The organism is Pseudomonas asplenii (assembly GCF_900105475.1).
Lineage (GTDB): Bacteria > Pseudomonadota > Gammaproteobacteria > Pseudomonadales > Pseudomonadaceae > Aquipseudomonas > Aquipseudomonas asplenii.
Window position 1 is genome coordinate 50,924 of record NZ_LT629777.1, and the last position, 22,109, is coordinate 73,032.

Consider the following 22,109-nt stretch of genomic DNA (forward strand, 5'->3'; position numbering starts at 1 on the left):
TGCAGTACAAAAAACCCGCCGTCGGCGGGTTTTTTCATGCCCGCACTGTTTCGTTCGATAATCGCCCAAAACCACAGAATCCCGATTGAACCTGCCGCTCGATACGCAGCACCATGCCAGCACATCGACCCAAACCAATAACAACAGGTTCATCCGTCATGCCTCGACGCCCTGCTCCCAACGGCTGATCGCCCCCTTCGCGCCCCTGCGACAAACCTTGTCTGCAACCTCCGGTTGCGGCTGCGCCCTGCTGTATATCTAACAATTAGAGAGACCGCTCCATGAAGCCACTGAACAACAGCAAACGTTCCTCCCGTGTCCTGCTGACCCTCGCCATGGCCGGTGCGGCCCTGCCGGCCATGGCCGAAGAGCATGGCTTTGTGGAAGACGCCCAGGCCAACCTGAACCTGCGCAACGCCTACTTCAACCGCAACTTCACCAACCCTGCCTTTACCCAGGGCAAAGCTGAGGAATGGACACAAAGCTTCATCCTCGACGCCAAGTCCGGCTTCACCCAGGGCACCATCGGCTTTGGTGCCGATGTGCTCGGCACCTTTTCCCAGAAGCTCGATGGCGGCAAGGGCACCGGCGGCACGCAACTGTTGCCACTGGACCATGACGGGCGTCCGGCCGACAACTTCGGCCGCCTGGGCGTGGCCCTCAAGGCGAAAATCTCCAAGACCGAGCTGAAGGTCGGCGAATGGATGCCGGTACTGCCGATCCTCCGTTCCGACGACGGGCGCTCGCTGCCGCAGACCTTCCAAGGTGGCCAGATCACCTCGAAGGAAATCGATGGCCTGACGCTGTACGGCGGCCAGTTCCAGAAGAACAGCCCGCGCAACGATTCGAGCATGAGCGACATGTTCATGAACGGCCGGCCCGGCATCACGTCCGACCGCTTCAACTTCGCCGGCGGCGAATACACCTTCAACGACAAGCGCACGATGGTCGGCCTGTGGAATGCCCAGCTCAAGGACATCTACCGCCAGCAGTACGTCAACCTCGTCCACAGCCAACCGCTGGGCGACTGGACCCTGGGTGCCAACCTCGGCTACTTCTACGGCAAGGAAGACGGCAGCGCGCTGGCCGGCGACCTGGAGAACAAGACCTGGTCGGGCCTGTTCTCGGCCAAGTACGGCGGCAACACCTTCTATGTCGGCCTGCAGAAGCTCACCGGCCAGAGTGCCTGGATGCGGGTCAACGGCACCAGCGGCGGCACCCTCGCCAACGACAGCTACAACAACAGCTACGACAACGCCCAGGAAAAATCCTGGCAACTGCGCCACGACTACAACTTCGCCGCGCTGGGGATTCCGGGGCTGACCCTGATGAACCGCTACATCAGCGGTGACAACGTGCACATCGGCGCGATCACCGACGGCAAGGAATGGGGCCGCGAGTCGGAACTGGCCTACACCATCCAGAGCGGCACCTTGCGCAATCTGAACATCCGCTGGCGCAACTCGAGCATCCGCAAGAACTTCAGCACCAACGAATTCGACGAAAACCGTCTGTTCATCAGCTATCCGATCTCACTGCTGTAAGGCTGCGGCAATGGGCCATGACCGGGGTCATGGCCTGCTGCCCCATTCGCGGGCAAGCCTCGCTCCTAGAAGATGTGTATACGCCAAACGCCGACCTGCAGGAGCGCGGCTTGCCCGCGAATGAGCCAACGCCCCTACACAGTCGGGACCGACTCAATGCGAATCGCTGTCCCACCACCAATTCCAGAACCCGGGCAAATGCACCGGCACCGAACTGTTCGGCACCGTGCGGGCCAGTACGGCCCGCAACAGTGCCGAACGGTCGGTATAGAACGGCTGCTCGGCAGTCCGTACGCCGGTCTCCCGCGCACAGTCCATCAGGATCTGCAGGTACTCCTGCATATGCCGCGCGGTGTAGCGGTTGAGGTCGTGAAAGGTCACCACCAGCGGAATCACCCCATCGACCACCGGCATCTCGCCCCGGGCAATCTGCTCGCGCACCTCGGCCAGATGTTTGAGCAGGTTGGCGCGACGTTGCGGGCTGGCCGTGATCCCCCAGACCTTGCCGTCATTGGCACTCAGGTCGGTCAGCAACACATGCAACCCATGTCGCTGATAGGCGGCGAAAGTACGCTTGTCATAGTTCCAGAACGGCGGGCGCAGAATGATCGGCGGCGCCCCGGTGATCGCGGCGATGGCAGCACTGCCGTCGTTCAGCGATTGCTCCAGCTCCTGTGGATTCAATGAACGATGGTTGGTGTGCCAGTGGCCTGCGGTATGAAAACCGAGGATATGCCCCTCGGCATGCTCGCGCCGCATCAGCGCCCGACCAATATCACTGTTTCCGGCCCGCGGCGCACCGGTCTGGACGAAGAACAGCGCCTTGATCCCGGGCTGGATAGGGTTATGCGCCAGATCGTCGAGTACCGAGGCGGTCGGGTTGTAGAAACTCGACGCACTGGGCCCATCATCGAAGGTCAGCAGGAAGCGGATCGGCGGCTGCGTGCGCAAGGCCTGTTCGGTGCCCGGGCTCAAAGGGATCGGCGGGCCGATACAGCCAGCCAGGTTTGTGGCGAGCGCAAGCACCAGGAGAGAGGTTAGAAGCGATTTCATGAGGTTGGCCTGGTCCAGGTCACAACAATTACAGAACCAAGATGTATTCAAGCCATCGTCATGCAGAACGGAATGGGAACTTGAGTGCGCATCTTACTGACAGAATGGCGCAACGTCCCTGCCCTCCGCCGTCACGCAAGAGGGGCCATCGTTCCTCTCAGATTATCGCAAACACCCAGTGTTCCGAAGCGGTCGGTGTTTTTTCAGACGAATGAGAACAGCCTGCAACGAGCGAGCGTTCCCACGCCTGGGAACGCTCGGCGACGTGCCTACTGGCGCGACTCCACGCCCAGTTCATCCCACACTGACTCCGCCAGGTGGAAAGTGGCATTGGCCGCCGGAATGCCGCAGTAGATCGCACTCTGCATCAGCACTTCCTTGATTTCCTCACGGGTCACACCATTGCTGGCCGCAGCCCGCAGGTGCAGCTTGAGTTCCTCGTTACGGTTCATGCCGATCAACATGGCGATGGTGATCAGGCTGCGGGTGTGCCGAGGCAGCCCCGGACGGGTCCAGATATCGCCCCAGGCATGACGGGTGATCATCTCCTGGAACTCCGAATTGAACTCGGTGAGGTTGTTCAGGCTGCGCTCGACATGGGCATCGCCCAACACCGCACGGCGTACCTGCAGCCCCTCGGCATAACGTTGTTTCTCGTCCACGGACAATCTCCTCAAACCCGGTCCAGCAGGAAGTCCAGCACACGCTGGCTGAAGGCATCACCCGCCTGCACGTTCGACAGATGGGCGGCCTGGAATTCGGCGTACTCGGCGCCCTTGACGTGTTGCTGGATGAACAGCCCACCTGCCGGTGGCGTCACCGCGTCTTCGCTGCCGGAGATGACCAGCAGCGGCGCCTGGATCGCGCCAAGCTGCTCACGAAAATCGGCATCACGCACCGCTGCGCAGTTGGCCGCATAACCGGGCGGCGAGGTAGCGGCGAGCATATCGGTGATCGGCTTGACCTGCTGCGGCTGCGCAGCGGAAAACGCCGGGGTGAACCAGCGGGCGATCGCCCCGTCGCGCAAGGCGCTCATGGCCGCCGCGCCGTCACGCAGCACGGTTTCGATGCGCGGGTTCCACATGGCCGGGTCGCCGATTTTCGCCGCCGTGTTGCACACGATCAGCTTGTTCAAGCGCTGGCCGGCATGGATCCCCAGCCACTGGCCGATCAGGCCGCCCATGGATAGCCCGCAGAAATGCGCACGTTCAATCTCCAGCGCATCCAGCAGGGCCAGCACGTCGTGTCCCAATTGCTCGATGCTGTAGGGGCCTTCGGTCACCAGCGAACGGCCGTGACCCCGGGTGTCGTAGCGCAACACCCGAAAGTGCTCGGCGAACGCCGGAATCTGCGTGTCCCACATGCCAAGGTCCGTGCCCAGAGAGTTGGAGAGCACCAGCACCGGCGCCTCCTGCGGGCCATCGAAGCGGTAATGCAGTTCGCCTTCAGCCAGTTGTACAAAAGCCACGACAATCTCCTTCAGGTAAAAGCCAGATGCTCGGCCACTGCGCGCTCGACCCAGGTGCGAGCCTGGCCGAGGTAATGGGCCGGATCGAGCAGGTGGTCCAGTTCATCCGCGGACAGTTGCGCGGTCACTTGCGGCTCATCGCCCAACACTGCGCGCAGGTGCCGCTGCTCGGCCACCGCGCGCTGGCAGCACTGCTCCAGCAAGTGATGGGCGGTCTCGCGGCCCAGGCGCTGGGCGAGGACGATGCTCACCGCCTCCGCCAACAACAGGCCACGGGTCAGTTCGAGGTTGCTGAGCATCCGCGCCGGGTCGACCTCCAGGCCTTCGGCGACGATCAACGCCTGCTGCAGGGCGCCCGAGACCAGCCGGCAGATTTCCGGCAAGGTTTCCCACTCGGCGTGCCACAGGCCGAGGCTGCGTTCGTGTTCCTGGGGCATGGCGCTGAACAGGGTCGAGAGCAGGCCCGGAACCCGGGTCGCGGTGCCGATCAGTACGGCGGCGCCCACCGGATTGCGCTTGTGTGGCATGGTCGAGGAACCGCCCTTGCCCGGCGCCGACGGCTCGAAGACTTCCGCCGCCTCGGTCTGCATCAGCAGGCTGATATCGCGCCCCAGCTTGCCCAGGCTGCCGGCGATCAGGCCGAGCACGGCGCCAAACTCCACCAGACGATCACGATGGGTATGCCACGGTTGCTCGGCAAGCTTGAGTTGCAGTTCCTCGGCCAACGCTTCGGCCACCGGCATCGCCTGTTCACCGAGCGCAGCCAGAGTGCCCGAAGCGCCACCGAACTGCAGGCACAACAACCGTGGTTGCAGTTCGCGCAGGCGCTGGCGATGGCGGGTGACCGCGCCCAGCCAGCCGGCGATCTTCATGCCGAGGGTGACCGGCGTCGCCTGTTGCAACCAGGTCCGCCCGGCCAGCGGCGTGGCCGCATGGCGCTGGGCCTGAGCCGCCAGCACCTGGCCCAGACGCTGCAGGTCAGCATCGATCAGTTGCCAGGCGCTGCGCAGTTGCAGCACCAGGCCGGAGTCCATGACGTCCTGGCTGGTTGCGCCAAGATGTACATAACGTTCAGCGCCGGCATCGCCGGCGGCGATCTGCTTGCCCAGCGCCTTGACCAGCGGGATCGCCGAATTGCCGGCGGTGGCGATCGCTTCACCGAGCGCGGAAAAATCGTAGAGTCCGGCCTGACAGGCGGCCGCAATCGGCGCGACAGCCGCCTGCGGAATCAGCCCGACCCGCGCCTGCGCACGGGCCAGCGCGGCTTCGAAGTCGAGCATCGCCTGGACCCGGCCCGGGTCCGAGAAGACCTGGGCCATATCGCGGGCAACAAAATAGGCATCGAACAGTTGGTTGCTCGGTCGCTGCATGGGAAATCCCTGGTAAAGGCGCGCCCACTGAGGGCGCGCAGGTCGATCAGTGATCGTGGTGCAGGTACGCCGCCTGCTTCGGCAGACGCAGGCTGAACAGGAAGCCGACCACCATCATGACGGTCACGTACCAATAGAAGGTGTTTTCCATCCCCATCGACTTGAGGTTCAACGCCACGTATTCCGCCGAACCACCGAACATCGCGTTGGCCACCGCATAGGCCAGGCCGACACCCAGCGCCCGCACCTGGACCGGGAACATCTCGGCCTTCACCAGGCCGCTGATCGAGGTATAGAAACTGACGATCGCCAGGGCCAGGGTGATCAGCACAAACGCCAGGAACGGGTTGGTGACGGTCTTCAGGGTCAGCAGGATCGGCATCGTGCACAATGCGCCCAGGGCACCGAACCAGAGCATCGAATTACGTCGGCCGATCTTGTCCGAGATCATGCCGAACAGCGGTTGCATGCACATATAGAGGAACAGCGCGCCGGTCATCACGTAGCTGGCGGTCTTGGCCGTCATCCCGGCAGTGTTCACCAGGTATTTCTGCATGTAGGTGGTGAAGGTATAGAAAATCAGCGAACCGCCGGCGGTATAGCCAAGCACGGTGATGAACGCCGCCTTGTGGTCACGGAACAACGCCCGAATGCTGCCGGCATCCTTGTCCTGACGGGTTTCCTTGCTGATGGTTTCCTTCAGCGAGCGACGCAGCAGCAACGAGATCACTGCAGCGATGGCGCCGATCACGAACGGGATGCGCCATCCCCAGGCCTTGAGCTCGGGCTCGGAGAGAAACTGTTGCAGGATCACCACCACCAGCACCGCCAGCAACTGGCCGCCGATCAGGGTCACGTACTGGAACGAGGCGAAAAAGCCGCGCTGACCGCGCAGCGCCACTTCGCTCATGTAGGTCGCGGTGGTGCCGTACTCGCCACCCACCGACAAGCCCTGGAACAGCCGCGCCACCAACAGCAGCGCCGGGGCCCAGGCGCCGATACTGGCGTAGGTTGGCAGGAAGGCGATGACCAGCGAGCCAGCGCACATCATCAGCACCGAGATCATCATCGAATTCTTGCGCCCGTGCTTATCGGCCACCCGACCGAACAGCCAGCCGCCGATGGGCCGCATCAAGAAACCGGCGGCGAACACGCCAGCAGTGTTCAGCAGTTGCACCGTCGGGTCATCGGAAGGGAAAAAGGCCGGGGCGAAATAGATGGCGCAGAAGGCATAAACGTAGAAATCGAACCATTCGACCAGGTTGCCGGAAGAAGCACCGACAATGGCAAAGATCCTTTTACTACGTTCCTCACCGGTGTACGGCGTCGTTGTTGTTGTCATGTTCATTCACTCGTAGAGGGATGGTTGCAGTCTACACATACTTTGCAACAAACCTGCTCCCCACTCCCACCAGACTTTTGTAGGAGCCGGCTTGCTGGCGATCAGGACAATGCGGCATACCTGAGATACCGCATCGTATTGATCGCCAGCAAGCCGGCTCCTGCAGAGGCAGGTGTCAGACTCGCTCGATTGCCAGGGCCAGACCCTGGCCGACACCGACGCACAAGGTCGCCAGGCCCTTGCGGCCGCCGGTCTTCTCCAGATGATGCAGGGCGGTCAGGACCAGGCGCGCGCCGCTCATGCCCAGGGGATGACCGAGAGCAATGGCACCGCCATTCGGGTTGACCTGGGCCGCATCGTCGGCAAGCCCCAACTCGCGCAATACCGCCAGGCCCTGGCTGGCGAAAGCCTCGTTCAGCTCGATCACGTCGAAATCACTCACCGCCAGGCCCAGGCGTTCGGTCAGCTTGCGCACTGCCGGCACCGGCCCGATACCCATGATCCGTGGTGCCACACCGGCACTGGCCATGCCGAGCACCCGAGCCCGGGCAGTCAGTCCATGTTTCTTCACCGCTTCGGCGGAAGCCAGGATCAGCGCCGCCGCACCATCGTTGACGCCGGAGGCATTACCAGCCGTGACGGTCTTGTCGGGGCCATTGACCGGCTTGAGTTTCGCCAGGGTCTCCAGGGAAGTATCGGCGCGCGGATGCTCATCCTGCTCGACCACGGTCTCGCCCTTCTTGTGGGCGATACGCACCGGCACGATCTCCTCGGCGAAGAAACCGGCGGCCTGGGCAGCAGCGGTGCGTTGCTGGCTGCGCAAGGCAAACGCATCCTGGTCGGCGCGAGACACCTGATAATCATCGGCGACGTTATCGGCGGTCTGCGGCATCGCATCGACCCCGTACTGGGCCTTCATCAGCGGGTTGATGAAGCGCCAGCCGATGGTCGTGTCTTCCAGCTTCATGTTGCGGGAGAACGCCGCATCGGCCTTGCCCATGACAAACGGCGCACGGGACATCGACTCGACGCCGCCGGCGATCACCAGCTCCATCTCGCCGCTGGCGATGGCGCGAAACGCCGTGCCGATCGCCTCCATGCCCGAGGCGCAGAGACGGTTGAGGGTCACACCGGGCACGCTCTGCGGCAAACCCGCCAGCAACAGCGCCATGCGCGCGACGTTGCGGTTGTCCTCGCCGGCCTGGTTGGCACAGCCGAGAAACACCTCGTCGACCTCACTCCAGTTCACCGACGGGTTGCGTTCCAGCAGCGCCTTGATCGGCACTGCGGCCAGATCATCGGCGCGCACACCGGCCAGGCCACCACCGAAACGGCCGATGGGGGTACGCACAGCGTCACAGATAAAGACTTCGCGCATCAGGCTTCTCCCGGAGCTTGGCCATGGGCAGCGGCGGTACGGGCTTCGAGATCGCGCAGGGCACTGAGTTCGACTTCGCTCGGCTCGGCGGTGCTGGCGACCTGTTCGGCGAAACGCACCGGCCAGCCGGTGGCGGCCACTACCTGCTCGCGAGTCACGCCCGGATGCAGGGAAGTGACGACAAATTCGTGGGTCCCGGCTTCCGGCTCCATGATGCACAGGTCGGTGATGATCCCCACCGGACCGGCTCCCGGCAGACCGAGACGCTGACGGGAATCACCGCCCTCGCCATGGCCGACCGAGGTGATGAAGTCCAGTTTGTCGACGAAGGAACGCGCCGACTGCTTGAGGATGATCAGCACGCTCTTCGCCGAACCGGCGATCTCCGGCGCGCCGCCGGCCCCCGGCAGACGGACCTTCGGCGAGAAATAGTCGCCGACCACCGTGGTGTTGATATTGCCGAAGCGGTCGACTTGGGCGGCACCGAGGAAGCCGACATCGATACGCCCGCCCTGCAGCCAGTAGCGGAAGATCTCGCCGGTCGGCACCACGGTATCGGCGGTTTCCGCCAGCTCACCGTCACCGATGGACAGCGGCAGCACGCTGGGCTTGGCACCGATCGGGCCAGACTCGTAGATCAGCACCACATCCGGCGAGGACGTCAGACGTGCCAGGTTGGCAGCCTTGGACGGCAGGCCGATGCCGACGAAACACACCGAACCGTTCTTCAGACGGCGGGCGGCGGCAACGGTCATCATTTCATTAGTGGTGTAGGTCATTATTTTGCCTCCGAGGCTTGGGCCAACTTGGCCCGGAACTCGGCGAAGTCCGCCGTGCCATGGATGTATTCGGCGATCCAGGCGGTGAAGGTTTCACGATCGCGGGCAATCGGGTCCCAGGCCTGGTAGAAACGGTTGTCGCGCTCGCTGTAGCCGTGGGCATAGGACGGATGCGCCCCACCGGGTACATGGCAGACCGCACTCAGGGCCCAGGTCGGCAGGACACAGGCATTCATCGGCGCTTCGAGGTCATCGACAATCTCCTCGACCGTGACGATGCAGCGCTTGGCCGCCAGCGCCGCTTCCTTCTGCACCCCGAGAATGCCCCAGAGCAGGACGTTGCCCTTGCGGTCGGCCTTCTGCGCATGGATTACGGTGACATCGGGGCGTACCGAAGGCACCGCCGCCAGCACTTCACCCGTGAACGGGCAGGTCACTGTCTTGATCAGCGGATTGACCTTCGGCAGGTCGGAACCGGCGTAGGCCCGCAGCACCGCGAACGGCAAACCGGAAGCACCGGCTACGTAGGCATTGGCCAGGTCGGCATGGCTGTGCTCCTCGATTTCCAGCGAGTGTGGCCAGTGTTTTTCGACGGCATCGCGCAGGCGGTGCAGGGAGCCCACACCCGGGTTGCCGCCCCAGGAAAACACCAGCTTGCGAGCACAACCGGCACCGATCAGCTGGTCATAGATCAGGTCGGGGGTCATCCGTACCAACGTCAGGTCTTTCTTGCCTTGACGAATGATTTCATGACCCGCCGCAGTCGGAATCAGATGGGTGAAGCCTTCGAGTGCGACGGTATCGCCGTCGTTGACGAATTGCTTCACCGCGTCATGCAGCGAAAGGATTTCAGCCATGGATACAGACTCCCGGTTTCAACAAGCCAGCTTGGAAGAAAAAGGCGCGAGGTTCAGCGCCGGAGTAAAACCAGATTAAGCCGGGGCTCGGCCTGCAAACAATCCGATAATCGCTTATGTGTTCGGTAATCGAACTGATTGTTTGCAGGCTATCGAAGGTCACCAGGCGACCAGCGAACGGACGCTGACCGCATCTCCCAGGCTGACTCAGGTCGCATCGGCGTGACTGACCCGGCCCTTGATCAGCACGGCGGTGGTCGCCAGTGCCGCTGGCACCACCAGCACGGTCAGTACCTGCTCGAAGTTCCAGCCCATGCCCAGCAGCGTAGCGCCCATCCAGGCACCGAGAATCGCGCCGAAACGGCCGATCCCGAGCATCCATGACACACCCGTGGCACGTCCCTGGGTCGGATAGAAACGTGCCGCCAGCGAGGGCATCGCCGATTGGGCGCCGTTCACGCACATTCCCGCCGCCAGCACCAGCGTCCCCAGCAGGGCGATGTGGCCCAGGCTCTGGCCGACCGCATAGGCGAAGATCCCGGCCAGCAGATAGAACGTACCGATGACTTTGTGCGGGTTGAACCGATCCATGGCCCAACCGACCCCGACCGCGCTCAGCACCCCGCCGAACTGGAACAGCGCACCGATAAACGCGGCCTGCTCAAGGCTCGCGCCACTGTCGCGCATCAGCGTCGGCAGCCAACTGGTCAGCAGGTAAACGATCACCAGGCCCATGAAATAGGTCAGCCACAGCAGCAAGGTGCCGGCGCTGTAGGTGCCGGAGAAAATCACCGCCAGCACATTGCGCGCCTTGATCGTCTTCTGCTCCGGTACGCTGAAACTCGCCGCCTCCGCCACCTGTTGTGGCGCGATCGGTGCCAGGGCCTGGCGCACCTTGTCCGTGCCGCGATTGCGCACCACCAGGTAACGGGCCGACTCCGGTAGCCAGAACAGCAGGACCACCACCAGCAACAGCGGCAACAAGCCACCGATCAACAGCAGGCTATGCCAGCCAAAGGCCGGAATCAGCTTGGCCGAAACGAATCCGCCCCCCGCCATGCCCAGGTTGAAACCACAGAACATGCTGGTCACCAGCAGCGACTTGTGTCGCTCAGGGGTGTATTCCGACAGCAGGGTCGTGGCATTCGGCATGCCCGCTCCCAAGCCGAGGCCGGTAAGGAAACGCAGGACCAGCAACTGGTCGACGTTGCTGCTGTAGGCCGAAGCCAGGCTGAAGACACCAAACAGCAGGACCGCTCCGACCAGCACCCCCTTGCGCCCGAAACGGTCCGCCAGCGGGCCGGAACCGAGCGCACCGAAGACCATGCCGATCAGCGCCGCGCTCATCACCGGGCCGAGGCTGGCGCGATCGATGCCCCAGTCCTGGGACAGCGCGGGTGCGATGAAGCCCATGGCCGCAGTGTCCAGGCCATCGAGGAAAACGATCAGAAAACACAGGATCACCACCCGCCACTGGTAGCTCGACAGCGGTTGGCTATTGATAAGGGACTGCACATCAAGGCAGTGACCGACAGCGGATTGAGGTTGGTTCATTATTTTTATTTCCACACAAGCGCGCAGACGAACAGGCGCCGACCGGGCCGGCGACGTGGGATACAACAGGTTGGATCAGACGCGCCGTGTCAGGACGGCAGGCGCGTGGGAGAGGGATCGGCAGAGATGCTCATGGCGGTTTGGCCTCTTCATTATTATTAGGGCTGCCCGGAGCGGGGCCTTGCAGGCACTTCAACTCAGGGCGCTGCCGCGACATTAATAAGCGCTAGCCAACCGCGCAATTCGATAAACGCGTAATTGGGCGGTTACCGAACAGCTTTGCCGGAAGAACAAGGGCTCAGGCGAACAGTTGGGCACTCAGATCGCGACTGGCCGCAAGCATGTTCGGCAGGAAACGCTGCTCCAGCTCGCTGCGACTGACGCTCCCGGCATGGGTGCTGACGTTCAGGGCCGCAAGCACCTGGCCCGAGGCGTCATAGACCGGCACGGCAATCGAGCGCAGCCCCTGCTCCAGTTCCTGGTCGACGATGCACCAGCCCTGCCGGCGTACCTGCTGCAGACATTCGAGCAGGGCCTCGCGGGTATGCAGGGTACGACTGGTCTTGGGCTGCAGGTCGGCATGTTCGAGATAGTCATGCAGCGACGCATCGTCCAGCGCCGCCAGCAGAATCCGACCCATCGAGGTGCAATAGGCCGGCAAGCGACCGCCGACGGACAGATCGACCGAGATCAGCCGCTGGGGTGTGGCCGAACGGGCGATGTAGAGAATGTCGTCACCCTCGAGAGTGGCCATGTTGCAGGCTTCGTGAAGCTGCTCGCTCATGCGGTCCAGATACGGCTGGGCGGACACCGCCAAGGGTGTCGAGGACAGGTAGGCATGGCCCAGGGTCAGCACCTTGGGCAGCAGCGAATAAGTACGCCCGTCGGTCGTGGCGTAGCCGAGCTTGATCAGCGTATGCAGGCAACGCCGTACGGCCGCCCGGGGAATTTCCGTTCGATGGCTGATCTGCGCGATGGTCAGGTGCCGCTTACGCTCCTGGAATGCCTGCACCACCGCCAGGCCACGGGCGAGCGAGGTCATGAAATCCGGATCACCGGTAAAGGCCTGGATCCGCTTGGCGGGCGAAGCGACGATAGGCGGCGCGACGGAATTGAAGGCAGTACGCAGTGGGTCGTTCATTCCAGATCCTCGTTCACACTGTCAGGCGCTATTACAGGCTGCTGTCAGCCGATAGACAAGCCAGGCAGACGCCACACTGTGCGATTATCGAACGGACGGCCGATAATCGCAATTGACCGCCGCGAGAGTCAGGCTTATAACGTGGTCTTGCCGCTCTGCGATTCCCGGCATACTGGTCAGGTACCCACCGGGGAACTCACCGGCACGGCCTTACCCACGAAGTAAGGCCGTTCTCTCCTCCCCTCTCTTTTTGCGCCCCTATCAATATCCACTTCAATATGAAACCGGTATTACCAGGTCAATGAACCTCGATACAAACTTGCAGTAATAATTTGTCATCAGGAAACAGAGCGTACTTACCCACGTCCTCAAGTTGCAGTTCACAACTCCTACACAACAAAACCCCGAGGCAAAGTTGACGGACGCTCCCCTCTTCGCGGTAATATTGATCAAACCGACCGCCCTATTCGCCCAAGACATTCAGCACTGTCCGCTGCCATCGTGGCTACGGGCCCTGGCGCCTCCTCAAGGGCTCCCTGTCAAGGGCCACGTGTGCAATACGGGTGTATCCGCGCGGTCGTGTTTGTAGAAACGGAAAAATCTTTCAATTCAAATTAGGAAACACTGTGACGAAAGAAGAACTGCGCGCGGAACTTGAGCGCCAGGAACAACGTTACAAGGATGTTTACGGCGGGGCAGTCACCACCTACGCCGCGCAACCCGAACCGGAACGCAAACCCTGGCGCAAACGAGCCAGCCTTCTGGATCAGGCCTTTACCCAGGAACTGCAAAAGATGGAACAGGAACTCAAGCCTCAGGAATCCTAGATTATTGGGACTTGAACCCTGTGAGACTGCCTGGGCAGCCTGTTCACCCTATCCGGATCGTATCAGGCGCCTGGACGTCGACGGCTTGCGTTACCCGCGATGAGCCCTTTGACCTGCGTGCCCATCGGGCTGATTGACGCCAGGCAAGTCCTCACGCAGAAATTTCATACGGCCGTTTCGGTCATCCGATGCTCTGCCGAGACCCTGCGCTCGGCCGACATTTTCAATGAAATCAGAAGCTTGCCATACCCCCTGAAAGCCTTGGTTTTGGCGGGTTCCTACATTTTTTTTCATTGAAGAATGTTACCGATAGGCAGCTAGTGCATCGATTAGCGGGCTTTTCTGGCATAATCGCGCCCCCTTATGACCGGGTCAGAAAACCTAAATGATCGATTTATTCAGCGGACTGGATGCCTGGGTCCTCGTGAGCCTGGTGCTCGCCCTGGCCTTTGTCCTCAGCTTCGAGTTCATCAACGGATTTCATGACACCGCTAACGCGGTGGCGACAGTTATCTACACCAAGGCCATGCCACCCCATCTTGCGGTGTTCTTTTCCGGTGTATTCAATTTCTTCGGGGTCCTGCTCGGCGGGGTTGGCGTTGCCTATGCCATCGTCCACCTGCTGCCGGTCGAACTGCTGATCAACGTCAACACCGGCCATGGCCTGGCGATGGTGTTCTCGTTGCTGGCCGCAGCCATCACCTGGAACCTGGGGACCTGGTACTTCGGTATACCGGCGTCGAGTTCACACACCCTGATCGGTTCGATCCTCGGTGTGGGTCTGGCCAACGCCTTACTCAACGATATTCCGCTGGGCGACGGGGTCAATTGGCAAAAAGCGATCGATATCGGTGCCTCGCTGGTGTTCTCGCCGCTGGCCGGCATGCTGGTGGCGGGCCTGATTCTGGTCGCCCTGAAGTGGTGGCGTCCGCAGTCGAAGATGCACAAGACCCCGGAACAGCGCCGCAAGCTCGACGACAAGAAACATCCGCCGTTCTGGAATCGCCTGGTGCTGGTGGTTTCGGCCATGGCGGTCAGCTTCGTGCACGGCTCCAACGATGGCCAGAAAGGTATCGGCCTGATCATGCTGGTACTGATCGGCATCGTGCCGGCGCAGTTCGTGCTCGACTTGAGCACCACCACCTACCAGATCGAACGTACCCGTGACGCGACGTTGCACCTGAGCCAGTTCTACCAGCGTAACAGCGCGACCCTGAGCGACTTCCTGGCCCTGGGCAAGAGCGTGCAGGACGACCTGCCGGGCAAGTTCCGCTGCAACCCGCAGCAGACCGAACCGACCATCGCGACCCTGCTGAACGACCTCAAGGGGGTCAACGACTATCATTCGCTGACGCCTGAAAAGCGCATCGAAGTGCGTCGCTACCTGCTCTGCCTGGACGACACCGCGAAAAAGGTCGGCAAGTTGCCAGGCCTGGACGCGCGTGAGAAAGCGGACCTGGAAAAACTGCGCAAGGACCTGACCACCACCACCGAGTACGCACCGTTCTGGGTGATCCTGGCAGTGGCCCTGGCGCTTGGCCTGGGTACCATGGTCGGCTGGAAACGCGTGGTACTGACCATTGGCGAGAAGATCGGCAAGCAGGGCATGACCTACGCCCAGGGCATGTCGGCCCAGATCACCACGGCCGGGATGATTGGCCTGGCGAACATCTTTGCCCTGCCGGTATCGACGACCCATGTGCTGTCGTCGGGTGTGGCGGGGACCATGCTGGCGAACAAGAGTGGGCTGCAGAGCAGCACCATCAAGACCATTCTGCTGGCTTGGGTGCTGACGTTGCCAGCGACCATCGGGTTGTCTGCCGGGCTGTTCTGGATTGCTTCGAAGATTATTGGCAGTTGAGTTGACTGCTTCGGTCTGAAAAAAAGGTGCAGCCTTCGGGCTGCACCTTTTTTTTCGTCTCAATGTTTAATGCTGGCGTTTGGCAAAAGGGACTCACCCGCAAGGGGCGAAACCCTGAAATCATCAAAACGCGCAAACGCATATACACACCCGATAACAGCCAACCCTCCCCAAAAAGCAGGCAAAAAAAAAGGCGACCGAAGTCGCCCAAAATGCCTTGCGTGCTCGTTCTCTGAAAAGACCTAGGGTTTCTTCCTCTTATGTGAGTCTTTCCAGATAAAAAATCCAAATCCGCCGAGAAACACCACCATGAGACCTACGGTCAACACTCCAGCGATCACCACGTTATCGAAAAACATGACTGGCCTCCTGCACTCGCCCTGTTGCGATGGAGCTAAGTTACCCAAATGGGCGCGGAGGAAAATTGACCGGCGTCAATGCCGCCCGGAACCGGGCGCTGGGAAAGGAAATTAACTGACTTGCATCAAGTTTCAACGCCGATATCAGCGCTTTTTCGGCTTGTTCTTCGACTTTTTCTTGGCCTTGCCCAATGGCATCGCCTGCTCGAAGGCCTGACGCACTTCATTCAGGCGTTTCTCGTTCAGGTCATGGACACGTTTGGCTCGCTCGGCATTCAGGTCGATCAGTTTGTCATCTTGGCTCATGGTCACTACATCGCTATCGGTCGAATTCAGCCGAGGTCGTGTGCCCCGGCTCGGGCAATACCCCAATAATGCGGGCAAGCGCCAACGCTGACCAGTCGGGAAATTCGCCAACACTTCATTAAAGTGTATCAGCGCCATCGATTTACCCGCAAAATCGCCCACTCAGCATGGCCGCCCAGGATCGTTGAAGTGACATTGCCCAAGGACCTCCCGCCCCTGATGGCCCTGCGCGCCTTCGAATCAGTGGCTCGCCACCTGAGTTTCAGCAAGGCCGCTGACGAACTGTCCGTCAGCCAGAGCGCTGTCAGCCACCAGATCCAGAAGCTCGAACAGCATCTGAACCAGCGCCTGTTCATCCGCCGCACCCGCGCCATCGACCTCAGCGAAGCCGGCAGTCGTTACTACCAGCAGATCCGCCCGGCGCTGGAGCAAATCGCCGAAGCCAGCCGACAACTGCGCGCGCCCACTGCCCCCAAAGTCGTGCGGATCGGCCTGCTGGCCTCCTTCGCCACCTTATGGCTGGCACCACGCCTGACCGACTTCATTACCCGCCATCCGCATATCCAGGTCGCCCTGGAGCCCTCGATCCAACTGGCCGATGTCGCCGGAGCCCAGGTCGACCTCGCCATCCGCTACGGCAAGGGTGGCTGGCCGGACGTCGATGCCCGGCGCCTGATGACAGAACGCCTGCTACCCGTCTGCAGCCCGGCGTTCAAGGCCCGTTCCGAAGGCACCGGCCCCCTGCTGATGGCCCAGGCACGACAGCCCTTCGAATGGATCGACTGGGCTCGGTATCATCAGGTCGACCTGCAGCCCTACCCCACGGTCATGCTCCATGACTACAACATCGTGGTCGAGGCCGCCGTGGCCGGCCAGGGCATCGCCATGGGCCGCCAGCGCCTGATCGACCGCCGGCTCAAGGACGGCTCGCTGGTACCGGCCTTCGACACCCCGCCCTATGAAGGCGAGATTGGCTATTGGCTGATCAAGCCCAACGCAATGCTTTCCCCTGAAGCCGAGTGCTTCTGTGACTGGCTGACGGAACAATGCAACCAGGTGCACACATGAGCCAATCAGATACGTTCGATTGAATCTATCCGTTTGTCAGCCAACTTCGCGCCGAACATGCTGGAACCTTCTTCCAGGAGATTCCAGCCATGCGCCATTCCCTGTCCGACCGCGTCAGCCAATTGGGCTTGAGCTTGCCGCCCCCCAGTCAGCCGGTTGCCAACTATGTGAATCACGTCACCAGCCACAAACAGCTGTTCATCTCCGGGCAGATCCCGTTGCAGGACGGTAAACCCGCTTATCAGGGGCGTCTGGGCGATACCCTGAGCGACGAGGACGGTGCCAGGGCGGCAGAGCTGGCAGCCCTCGGCCTGTTGGCGCAACTGGGCCAGGCTGTCGATGACGACCTGTCGAAAGTGGTGCGTATCATCCGTCTCGGGGTGTTCGTCGCCGCCAGCCCGGACTTTCAACGCCAGGGCCTCGTCGCCAACGGCGCGTCCAATCTGCTGGTCAACGTATTGGGCGAAAAAGGTTGTCACGCCCGCACCGCCATCGGCGTGTCCAGCCTGCCCAGCGGCGTCGCCGTGGAAATCGACGCGATCTTCGAGTTACAGCCATGAGCGTCGACGATTGGTCAGAAAGCGAAATAGCCAACCTGCGCGCCGCGACTCCCGGTTGCTCGCAGGTGATTCATTTCAATCACGCTGGTGCCTCACTGCCAAGCCAGGCCACCCTGGACGCCATGACGGCACAGTTGCAACTCGAAGCGAGCATCGGCCCGATGGAAGCCGGCCTACAGGGCGCAAGACTGGAGGATGAAGCCCGCCAGGCGGCTGCCGACCTGCTCAACACCCAGACCCGGAACATCGCCTTCGCCAGCAGCGGGTCTGCGGCCTGGGGTCAGGCATTCGCGGCGCTGGGCCCCTGGCACGCCGGCGAGCGAATTCTGGTCGGGCGTCATGAATGGGCAGGCAACCTGGCCTGCATGGCCGGTGCGATCAAGGCCGGGGCTCGCCTGGAAGTGATCCCCTGCGATGAAACCGGCGCGGTATCGGTCACCGCCCTCGAACAGATGATCGACGCCCGCGTACGCCTGATCGCCCTGACCTGGCTACCGGCCAATGGTGGCCTGATCAATCCGGCCGAAGCCATCGGCCAGATCGCGCGACGTCATGACATCGCCTACTTTATCGATGCCGGCCAGGCGCTCGGGCAACTGCCGTGCGATGTCCAGGCCCTGGCCTGCGACGTGCTCAAGGGCGCCGCCCGCAAGTTTCTCCGCGGGCCCAGGGGCACCGCGCTGCTGTATGTACGCGAAGGTTTTCTCGAACGCCTGATCCCCAGCCATCTCGATGTGCTGTCAGCACCTTGGGACGACCGGGCGTTCGTCCTGCGCGACGATGCCCGCCGCTTCGAAACCAGCGAGCGCTCGCTGGTGCTGATGGCCGGCCTGAACAACGCGTTGAAGGAGGCCAATCAGCTCGGTATCGCGCGTATTCGCCGCAGAATCCAGGGATTGTCGACAAAATTACGGGATGATCTGCGCAAGATCCCCGGCCTTGAATTGCAGGACCTGGGGCGGCCCGAACAACAGTCGGGACTGATTGCGTTCACCTTGGCGGGATGGGATGTGTTTGCGCTGAAACAACGGCTGGCCGAAAAGCATATCAACATCGGCGCCAACGGTACGGCCTATACCCCGTTGGACATGCAGGCCCGCAAACTGCCGGCGGTGGCGCGTATCGCAGTGAGCTATCTCACTACCACGCAAGAGATCGAACGACTGCTCGAAACCCTTGAGCGACTGGCTCCGGAGCCTCGTCAGACCTCGACGTCGACCAACAGCCCCTGACGCGGCTGATCTTCCATCAGTGCGACCACCGGGACAGTGTTGTCGGCGTTCAACTCATCACCCGGCACCGCCAGGTGAAGCTCCGGATCGTCGTCAGCCTCGCGCTGACGCTGGCGCTGTTGTTCCTGCTGGCGCCGCTGTTCTTCGCGCAACAGCCACGCGGACTCTTCCGGGTCGCGTTTCTGCAGATCGATGGTGCTTTCGTTGGAGCTTTCCTGCACGGGCACTACAGGTGGAATATCCGGTCGCGGTCGGATCGGATCCTGTTGTGAAGTGACCGGCACGACACTCAGGGGTAGCATCGGTGGCAGCATGATTTGTTCTCCTGTCGGCAGGCTGTCGGCTGCGATTCGGGTGACTTGAGGCGTCAGTCGCGAAACTGTGACCCGGTTATCGCTTGATGGTGCAATACGTTCCGACGAACGTCACAGTGAACTACCGTTAGGCTGGGTCGGTGCACTTTCTTGAAATGCGTCCTTTCGATCAAGAGCTTTGGCCTGCAAGCATCGATTCCGTTAAGATAGTCGGCTTTTTCAAGGCGGGAGTCAGGCAGCATGGCGCAGCAGTATCAACCGGGGCAACGCTGGATCAGTGACAGCGAAGCCGAGCTGGGTTTGGGCACCGTTCTGGCACAGGATGGCCGCTTGTTGACCGTGCTCTACCCGGCCACTGGCGACACCCGCCAGTACGCGCTAAGGAATGCGCCCCTGACCCGCGTGCGGTTCTCGCCCGGGGACAGCATCACCCACTTCGAAGGGTGGAAGATGACCGTGCGCGAAGTCGAGGATGTCGACGGACTGCTGGTCTACCACGGCCTCAATGGGCAGAACGAAGGCGTCACGCTGCCGGAAACCCAGCTGTCGAACTTCATCCAGTTCCGTCTGGCCAGCGACCGCCTGTTCGCCGGACAGATCGACCCACTGTCCTGGTTCTCGCTGCGCTACCACACGCTGGAACACACCAGCCGCCAACTGCAATCCTCGCTCTGGGGTCTGGGTGGTGTGCGTGCACAACCTATCGCCCATCAGTTGCACATCGCCCGGGAAGTGGCTGATCGCATCGCGCCACGGGTACTGCTGGCGGACGAAGTGGGCCTGGGCAAGACCATCGAAGCCGGCCTGGTGATCCATCGCCAACTGCTGTCCGGCCGCGCCAGCCGCGTGCTGATCCTGGTCCCGGAAAACCTCCAGCACCAGTGGCTGGTGGAAATGCGCCGGCGCTTCAACCTGCAGGTCGCGCTGTTCGACGCCGAACGCTTCATCGAGAGCGATGCGAGCAACCCGTTCGAAGACACCCAGTTGGCGCTGGTAGCGCTGGAGTGGCTGGTCGAGGACGAAAAAGCCCAGGATGCGCTGTTCGCCGCCGGCTGGGATCTGATGGTGGTCGACGAAGCACATCACCTGGTCTGGCATGAAGACAAGGTCAGCCCGGAATACGCGCTGGTCGAGCAACTGGCCGAGACCATCCCCGGCGTCCTGCTGCTTACCGCGACCCCGGAACAACTGGGCCAGGACAGCCACTTCGCGCGCCTGCGCCTGCTCGATCCGAATCGTTTCCACGATCTGGCCGCCTTCCGCGCCGAGAGCGAAAACTATCGCCCGGTGGCAGAAGCCGTGCAGGAGCTGCTGGACAAGGGCCGCCTGTCCCCGGCTGCGCACAAGACCATCAAGGGTTTTCTCGGTAACGAAGGCGAGGCCCTGCTCACCGCAGTCAACGATGGCGACGCCGAAGCCAGCGCCCGCCTGGTGCGCGAACTGCTCGACCGCCACGGTACCGGCCGCGTGCTGTTTCGCAACACCCGTGCCGCCGTACAAGGCTTCCCGGAGCGCAAACTGCACGCTTACCCACTGCCGAACCCGGACGAATACCTGGAATTGCCGCTGGGCGAACACGCCGAGCTGTACCCGGAGGTCAGCTTCCAGGCCCAGGCCGAAGGCGGCGACGAAGAGCGCTGGTGGCGTTTCGACCCTCGGGTCGAGTGGCTGATCGATCAGTTGAAAATGCTCAAGCGCACCAAGGTGCTGGTGATCTGCGCCCACGCGGAAACCGCCATGGACCTGGAAGACGCCCTGCGCGTGCGCTCCGGTATCCCGGCCACGGTGTTCCACGAAGGCATGAACATTCTCGAGCGTGACCGCGCCGCCGCCTACTTCGCCGATGAGGAATTCGGCGCCCAGGTGCTGATCTGCTCGGAAATCGGCAGCGAAGGCCGCAACTTCCAGTTCTCTCATCACCTGGTACTGTTCGACCTGCCGTCGCACCCGGATCTGCTCGAACAGCGGATCGGCCGCCTCGACCGGATCGGCCAGAAACACGTGATCGAACTGCACGTGCCGTATCTGGAAACCAGCCCGCAGGAACGTCTCTTCCAGTGGTACCACGAAGCGCTGAATGCGTTCCTCAATACCTGCCCGACCGGCAACGCCATGCAGCATCAGTTCGGCCCACGCCTGCTGCCGCTGCTCGAAGGCGGCGACGACGGCGAATGGCAGCAGTTGGTGGACGAAGCGCGTGCCGAACGCGAGCGCCTGGAAGCCGAACTGCACACCGGTCGCGACCGTCTGCTGGAACTCAACTCCGGCGGCGCCGGCGAGGGCGAGGCGCTGGTCGAGGCGATCCTTGAGCAGGACGACCAGTTCGCCCTGCCGATCTACATGGAAACCCTGTTCGACGCCTTCGGCATCGACAGCGAGGACCACTCGGAAAACGCCCTGATCCTCAAACCGAGCGAGAAGATGCTCGACGCCAGCTTCCCGCTGGGCGACGACGAAGGCGTGACCATCACCTACGATCGCAATCAGGCGCTGTCGCGCGAGGACATGCAGTTCATCACCTGGGAGCACCCGATGGTGCAGGGAGGCATGGATCTGGTACTGTCCGGCTCGATGGGCAACACCGCCGTGGCGCTGATCAAGAACAAGGCACTCAAGCCGGGTACCGTGCTGCTGGAACTGCTGTATGTCAGCGAAGTGGTCGCGCCGCGCTCACTGCAACTGGGCCGCTACCTGCCGCCGGCGGCCCTGCGCTGCCTGCTTGACGCCAATGGCAACGACCTGTCGCCACGCGTCGCCTTCGAGACCCTGAACGACCAGTTGGAAAGCGTGCCCAAGGCCAGCGCCAACAAGTTCATCCAGGCCCAGCGCGACAGCCTGGCGCCGAAGATCAACGCTGGCGAAACGAAGATCGCGCCACGTCACGCCGAACGCGTGGCGGAAGCGCAACGTCGTCTGGCAGCAGATATCGACGAAGAGCTGGCGCGCCTGACCGCACTGCAAGCGGTCAACCCGAGCGTGCGCGACAGTGAACTGGAGGCATTGCGCAAACAGCGTGAGCAGGGTCTGGCGATGCTGGAAAAAGCCGCGCTGCGCCTGGAAGCGATCCGGGTGCTGGTCGCCGGTTGAGGTGACGAC

At 62.1% G+C, this 22,109-nt stretch carries 20 protein-coding genes; 7 read left to right on the plus strand and 13 right to left on the minus strand.

Annotation, left to right across the window (positions count from 1 at the left end; all coding sequences use genetic code 11):
• Nucleotides 1-281 precede the first annotated feature (281 nt).
• Nucleotides 282-1,544, plus strand: coding sequence for an OprD family porin (locus BLU37_RS00260; protein WP_172832983.1), 1,263 nt, complete (start codon nucleotides 282-284; stop codon nucleotides 1,542-1,544).
• A 153-nt stretch (nucleotides 1,545-1,697) separates the two neighbouring features.
• On the opposite strand, the gene BLU37_RS00265 is transcribed toward BLU37_RS00260, so the two are convergent.
• The 10 genes from BLU37_RS00265 to pcaR all read right to left on the minus strand — a co-directional run bounded on the left by BLU37_RS00265 (nucleotide 1,698) and on the right by pcaR (nucleotide 12,486).
• Nucleotides 1,698-2,597: a polysaccharide deacetylase family protein gene (locus BLU37_RS00265; RefSeq protein WP_172832984.1), complete on the minus strand. Its 900-nt coding sequence runs from the start codon at nucleotides 2,595-2,597 to the stop codon at nucleotides 1,698-1,700.
• A 269-nt stretch (nucleotides 2,598-2,866) separates the two neighbouring features.
• Nucleotides 2,867-3,259: a 4-carboxymuconolactone decarboxylase gene (gene pcaC / locus BLU37_RS00270; RefSeq protein ID WP_010449481.1), complete on the minus strand. Its 393-nt coding sequence runs from the start codon at nucleotides 3,257-3,259 to the stop codon at nucleotides 2,867-2,869.
• An 11-nt stretch (nucleotides 3,260-3,270) separates the two neighbouring features.
• A complete protein-coding gene (pcaD, locus tag BLU37_RS00275; protein WP_010449480.1) occupies nucleotides 3,271-4,065 on the minus strand; it encodes a 3-oxoadipate enol-lactonase in 795 nt (264 codons plus the stop codon).
• Between the two features lie 11 nt (nucleotides 4,066-4,076).
• The gene (locus tag BLU37_RS00280; protein ID WP_019362765.1) at nucleotides 4,077-5,435 is read right to left on the minus strand and encodes a 3-carboxy-cis,cis-muconate cycloisomerase; all 1,359 of its coding nucleotides are present in this window, start codon (nucleotides 5,433-5,435) and stop codon (nucleotides 4,077-4,079) included.
• 46 nt (nucleotides 5,436-5,481) lie between these two features.
• Nucleotides 5,482-6,777: an MFS family transporter gene (locus BLU37_RS00285; protein WP_090201892.1), complete on the minus strand. Its 1,296-nt coding sequence runs from the start codon at nucleotides 6,775-6,777 to the stop codon at nucleotides 5,482-5,484.
• Between the two features lie 175 nt (nucleotides 6,778-6,952).
• The gene (gene pcaF / locus BLU37_RS00290) at nucleotides 6,953-8,158 is read right to left on the minus strand and encodes a 3-oxoadipyl-CoA thiolase (RefSeq protein ID WP_172833074.1); all 1,206 of its coding nucleotides are present in this window, start codon (nucleotides 8,156-8,158) and stop codon (nucleotides 6,953-6,955) included.
• Nucleotides 8,155-8,937 (minus strand): CoA-transferase subunit beta, encoded by a 783-nt coding sequence (locus tag BLU37_RS00295; protein ID WP_172833075.1) that lies wholly within the window; start codon nucleotides 8,935-8,937, stop codon nucleotides 8,155-8,157. Before BLU37_RS00295 ends, pcaF begins: the two co-directional genes overlap by 4 nt.
• Nucleotides 8,934-9,791, minus strand: a complete 858-nt coding sequence (locus tag BLU37_RS00300; RefSeq protein WP_090201893.1) for a CoA transferase subunit A — start codon at nucleotides 9,789-9,791, stop codon at nucleotides 8,934-8,936. The genes BLU37_RS00295 and BLU37_RS00300 overlap by 4 nt, the downstream gene beginning before the upstream one ends.
• A 207-nt stretch (nucleotides 9,792-9,998) precedes the next feature.
• Nucleotides 9,999-11,345: an MFS transporter gene (locus BLU37_RS00305; protein WP_010449467.1), complete on the minus strand. Its 1,347-nt coding sequence runs from the start codon at nucleotides 11,343-11,345 to the stop codon at nucleotides 9,999-10,001.
• A gap of 298 nt (nucleotides 11,346-11,643) precedes the next feature.
• The gene (gene pcaR, locus BLU37_RS00310; RefSeq protein WP_010449465.1) at nucleotides 11,644-12,486 is read right to left on the minus strand and encodes a pca regulon transcriptional regulator PcaR; all 843 of its coding nucleotides are present in this window, start codon (nucleotides 12,484-12,486) and stop codon (nucleotides 11,644-11,646) included.
• Nucleotides 12,487-13,112: 626 nt separating this feature from the next.
• Here pcaR and BLU37_RS00315 point away from each other — a divergent pair.
• Together BLU37_RS00315 and BLU37_RS00325 are read left to right on the plus strand one after the other, a co-directional pair.
• Entirely contained in the window at nucleotides 13,113-13,313 is a 201-nt protein-coding gene (locus tag BLU37_RS00315) for a hypothetical protein (RefSeq protein ID WP_010449464.1), read from the plus strand.
• Between the two features lie 385 nt (nucleotides 13,314-13,698).
• Nucleotides 13,699-15,174: an inorganic phosphate transporter gene (locus BLU37_RS00325; protein WP_010449459.1), complete on the plus strand. Its 1,476-nt coding sequence runs from the start codon at nucleotides 13,699-13,701 to the stop codon at nucleotides 15,172-15,174.
• Between the two features lie 242 nt (nucleotides 15,175-15,416).
• Here the strand turns inward: BLU37_RS00325 and ccoM are convergent, their stop codons facing one another.
• Together ccoM and BLU37_RS29205 are read right to left on the minus strand one after the other, a co-directional pair.
• Nucleotides 15,417-15,533 (minus strand): cytochrome c oxidase subunit CcoM, encoded by a 117-nt coding sequence (gene ccoM, locus BLU37_RS29735; protein ID WP_010449458.1) that lies wholly within the window; start codon nucleotides 15,531-15,533, stop codon nucleotides 15,417-15,419.
• A gap of 144 nt (nucleotides 15,534-15,677) precedes the next feature.
• Nucleotides 15,678-15,839, minus strand: coding sequence for a hypothetical protein (locus tag BLU37_RS29205; RefSeq protein ID WP_010449455.1), 162 nt, complete (start codon nucleotides 15,837-15,839; stop codon nucleotides 15,678-15,680).
• A 189-nt stretch (nucleotides 15,840-16,028) separates the two neighbouring features.
• Here BLU37_RS29205 and BLU37_RS00335 point away from each other — a divergent pair, with 189 nt between their 5' ends.
• The 3 genes from BLU37_RS00335 (at nucleotide 16,029) to BLU37_RS00345 (ending at nucleotide 18,699) form a co-directional block, all read left to right on the plus strand.
• Nucleotides 16,029-16,907, plus strand: coding sequence for a LysR substrate-binding domain-containing protein (locus BLU37_RS00335; protein ID WP_090201894.1), 879 nt, complete (start codon nucleotides 16,029-16,031; stop codon nucleotides 16,905-16,907).
• Between the two features lie 89 nt (nucleotides 16,908-16,996).
• Nucleotides 16,997-17,467: a RidA family protein gene (locus BLU37_RS00340; RefSeq protein WP_019362771.1), complete on the plus strand. Its 471-nt coding sequence runs from the start codon at nucleotides 16,997-16,999 to the stop codon at nucleotides 17,465-17,467.
• The gene (locus BLU37_RS00345) at nucleotides 17,464-18,699 is read left to right on the plus strand and encodes an aminotransferase class V-fold PLP-dependent enzyme (protein WP_090201895.1); all 1,236 of its coding nucleotides are present in this window, start codon (nucleotides 17,464-17,466) and stop codon (nucleotides 18,697-18,699) included. The genes BLU37_RS00340 and BLU37_RS00345 overlap by 4 nt, the downstream gene beginning before the upstream one ends.
• On the opposite strand, the gene BLU37_RS00350 is transcribed toward BLU37_RS00345, so the two are convergent.
• Nucleotides 18,669-19,013, minus strand: a complete 345-nt coding sequence (locus tag BLU37_RS00350) for a hypothetical protein (protein WP_010449447.1) — start codon at nucleotides 19,011-19,013, stop codon at nucleotides 18,669-18,671. The genes BLU37_RS00345 and BLU37_RS00350 overlap by 31 nt on opposite strands.
• Before the next feature lie 240 nt (nucleotides 19,014-19,253).
• Here BLU37_RS00350 and rapA point away from each other — a divergent pair, with 240 nt between their 5' ends.
• Nucleotides 19,254-22,100 carry an RNA polymerase-associated protein RapA gene (rapA, locus tag BLU37_RS00355; RefSeq protein WP_010449445.1) on the plus strand — a complete coding sequence of 949 codons (2,847 nt, stop codon included), beginning with the start codon at nucleotides 19,254-19,256 and terminating at the stop codon, nucleotides 22,098-22,100.
• Nucleotides 22,101-22,109 lie beyond the last annotated feature (9 nt).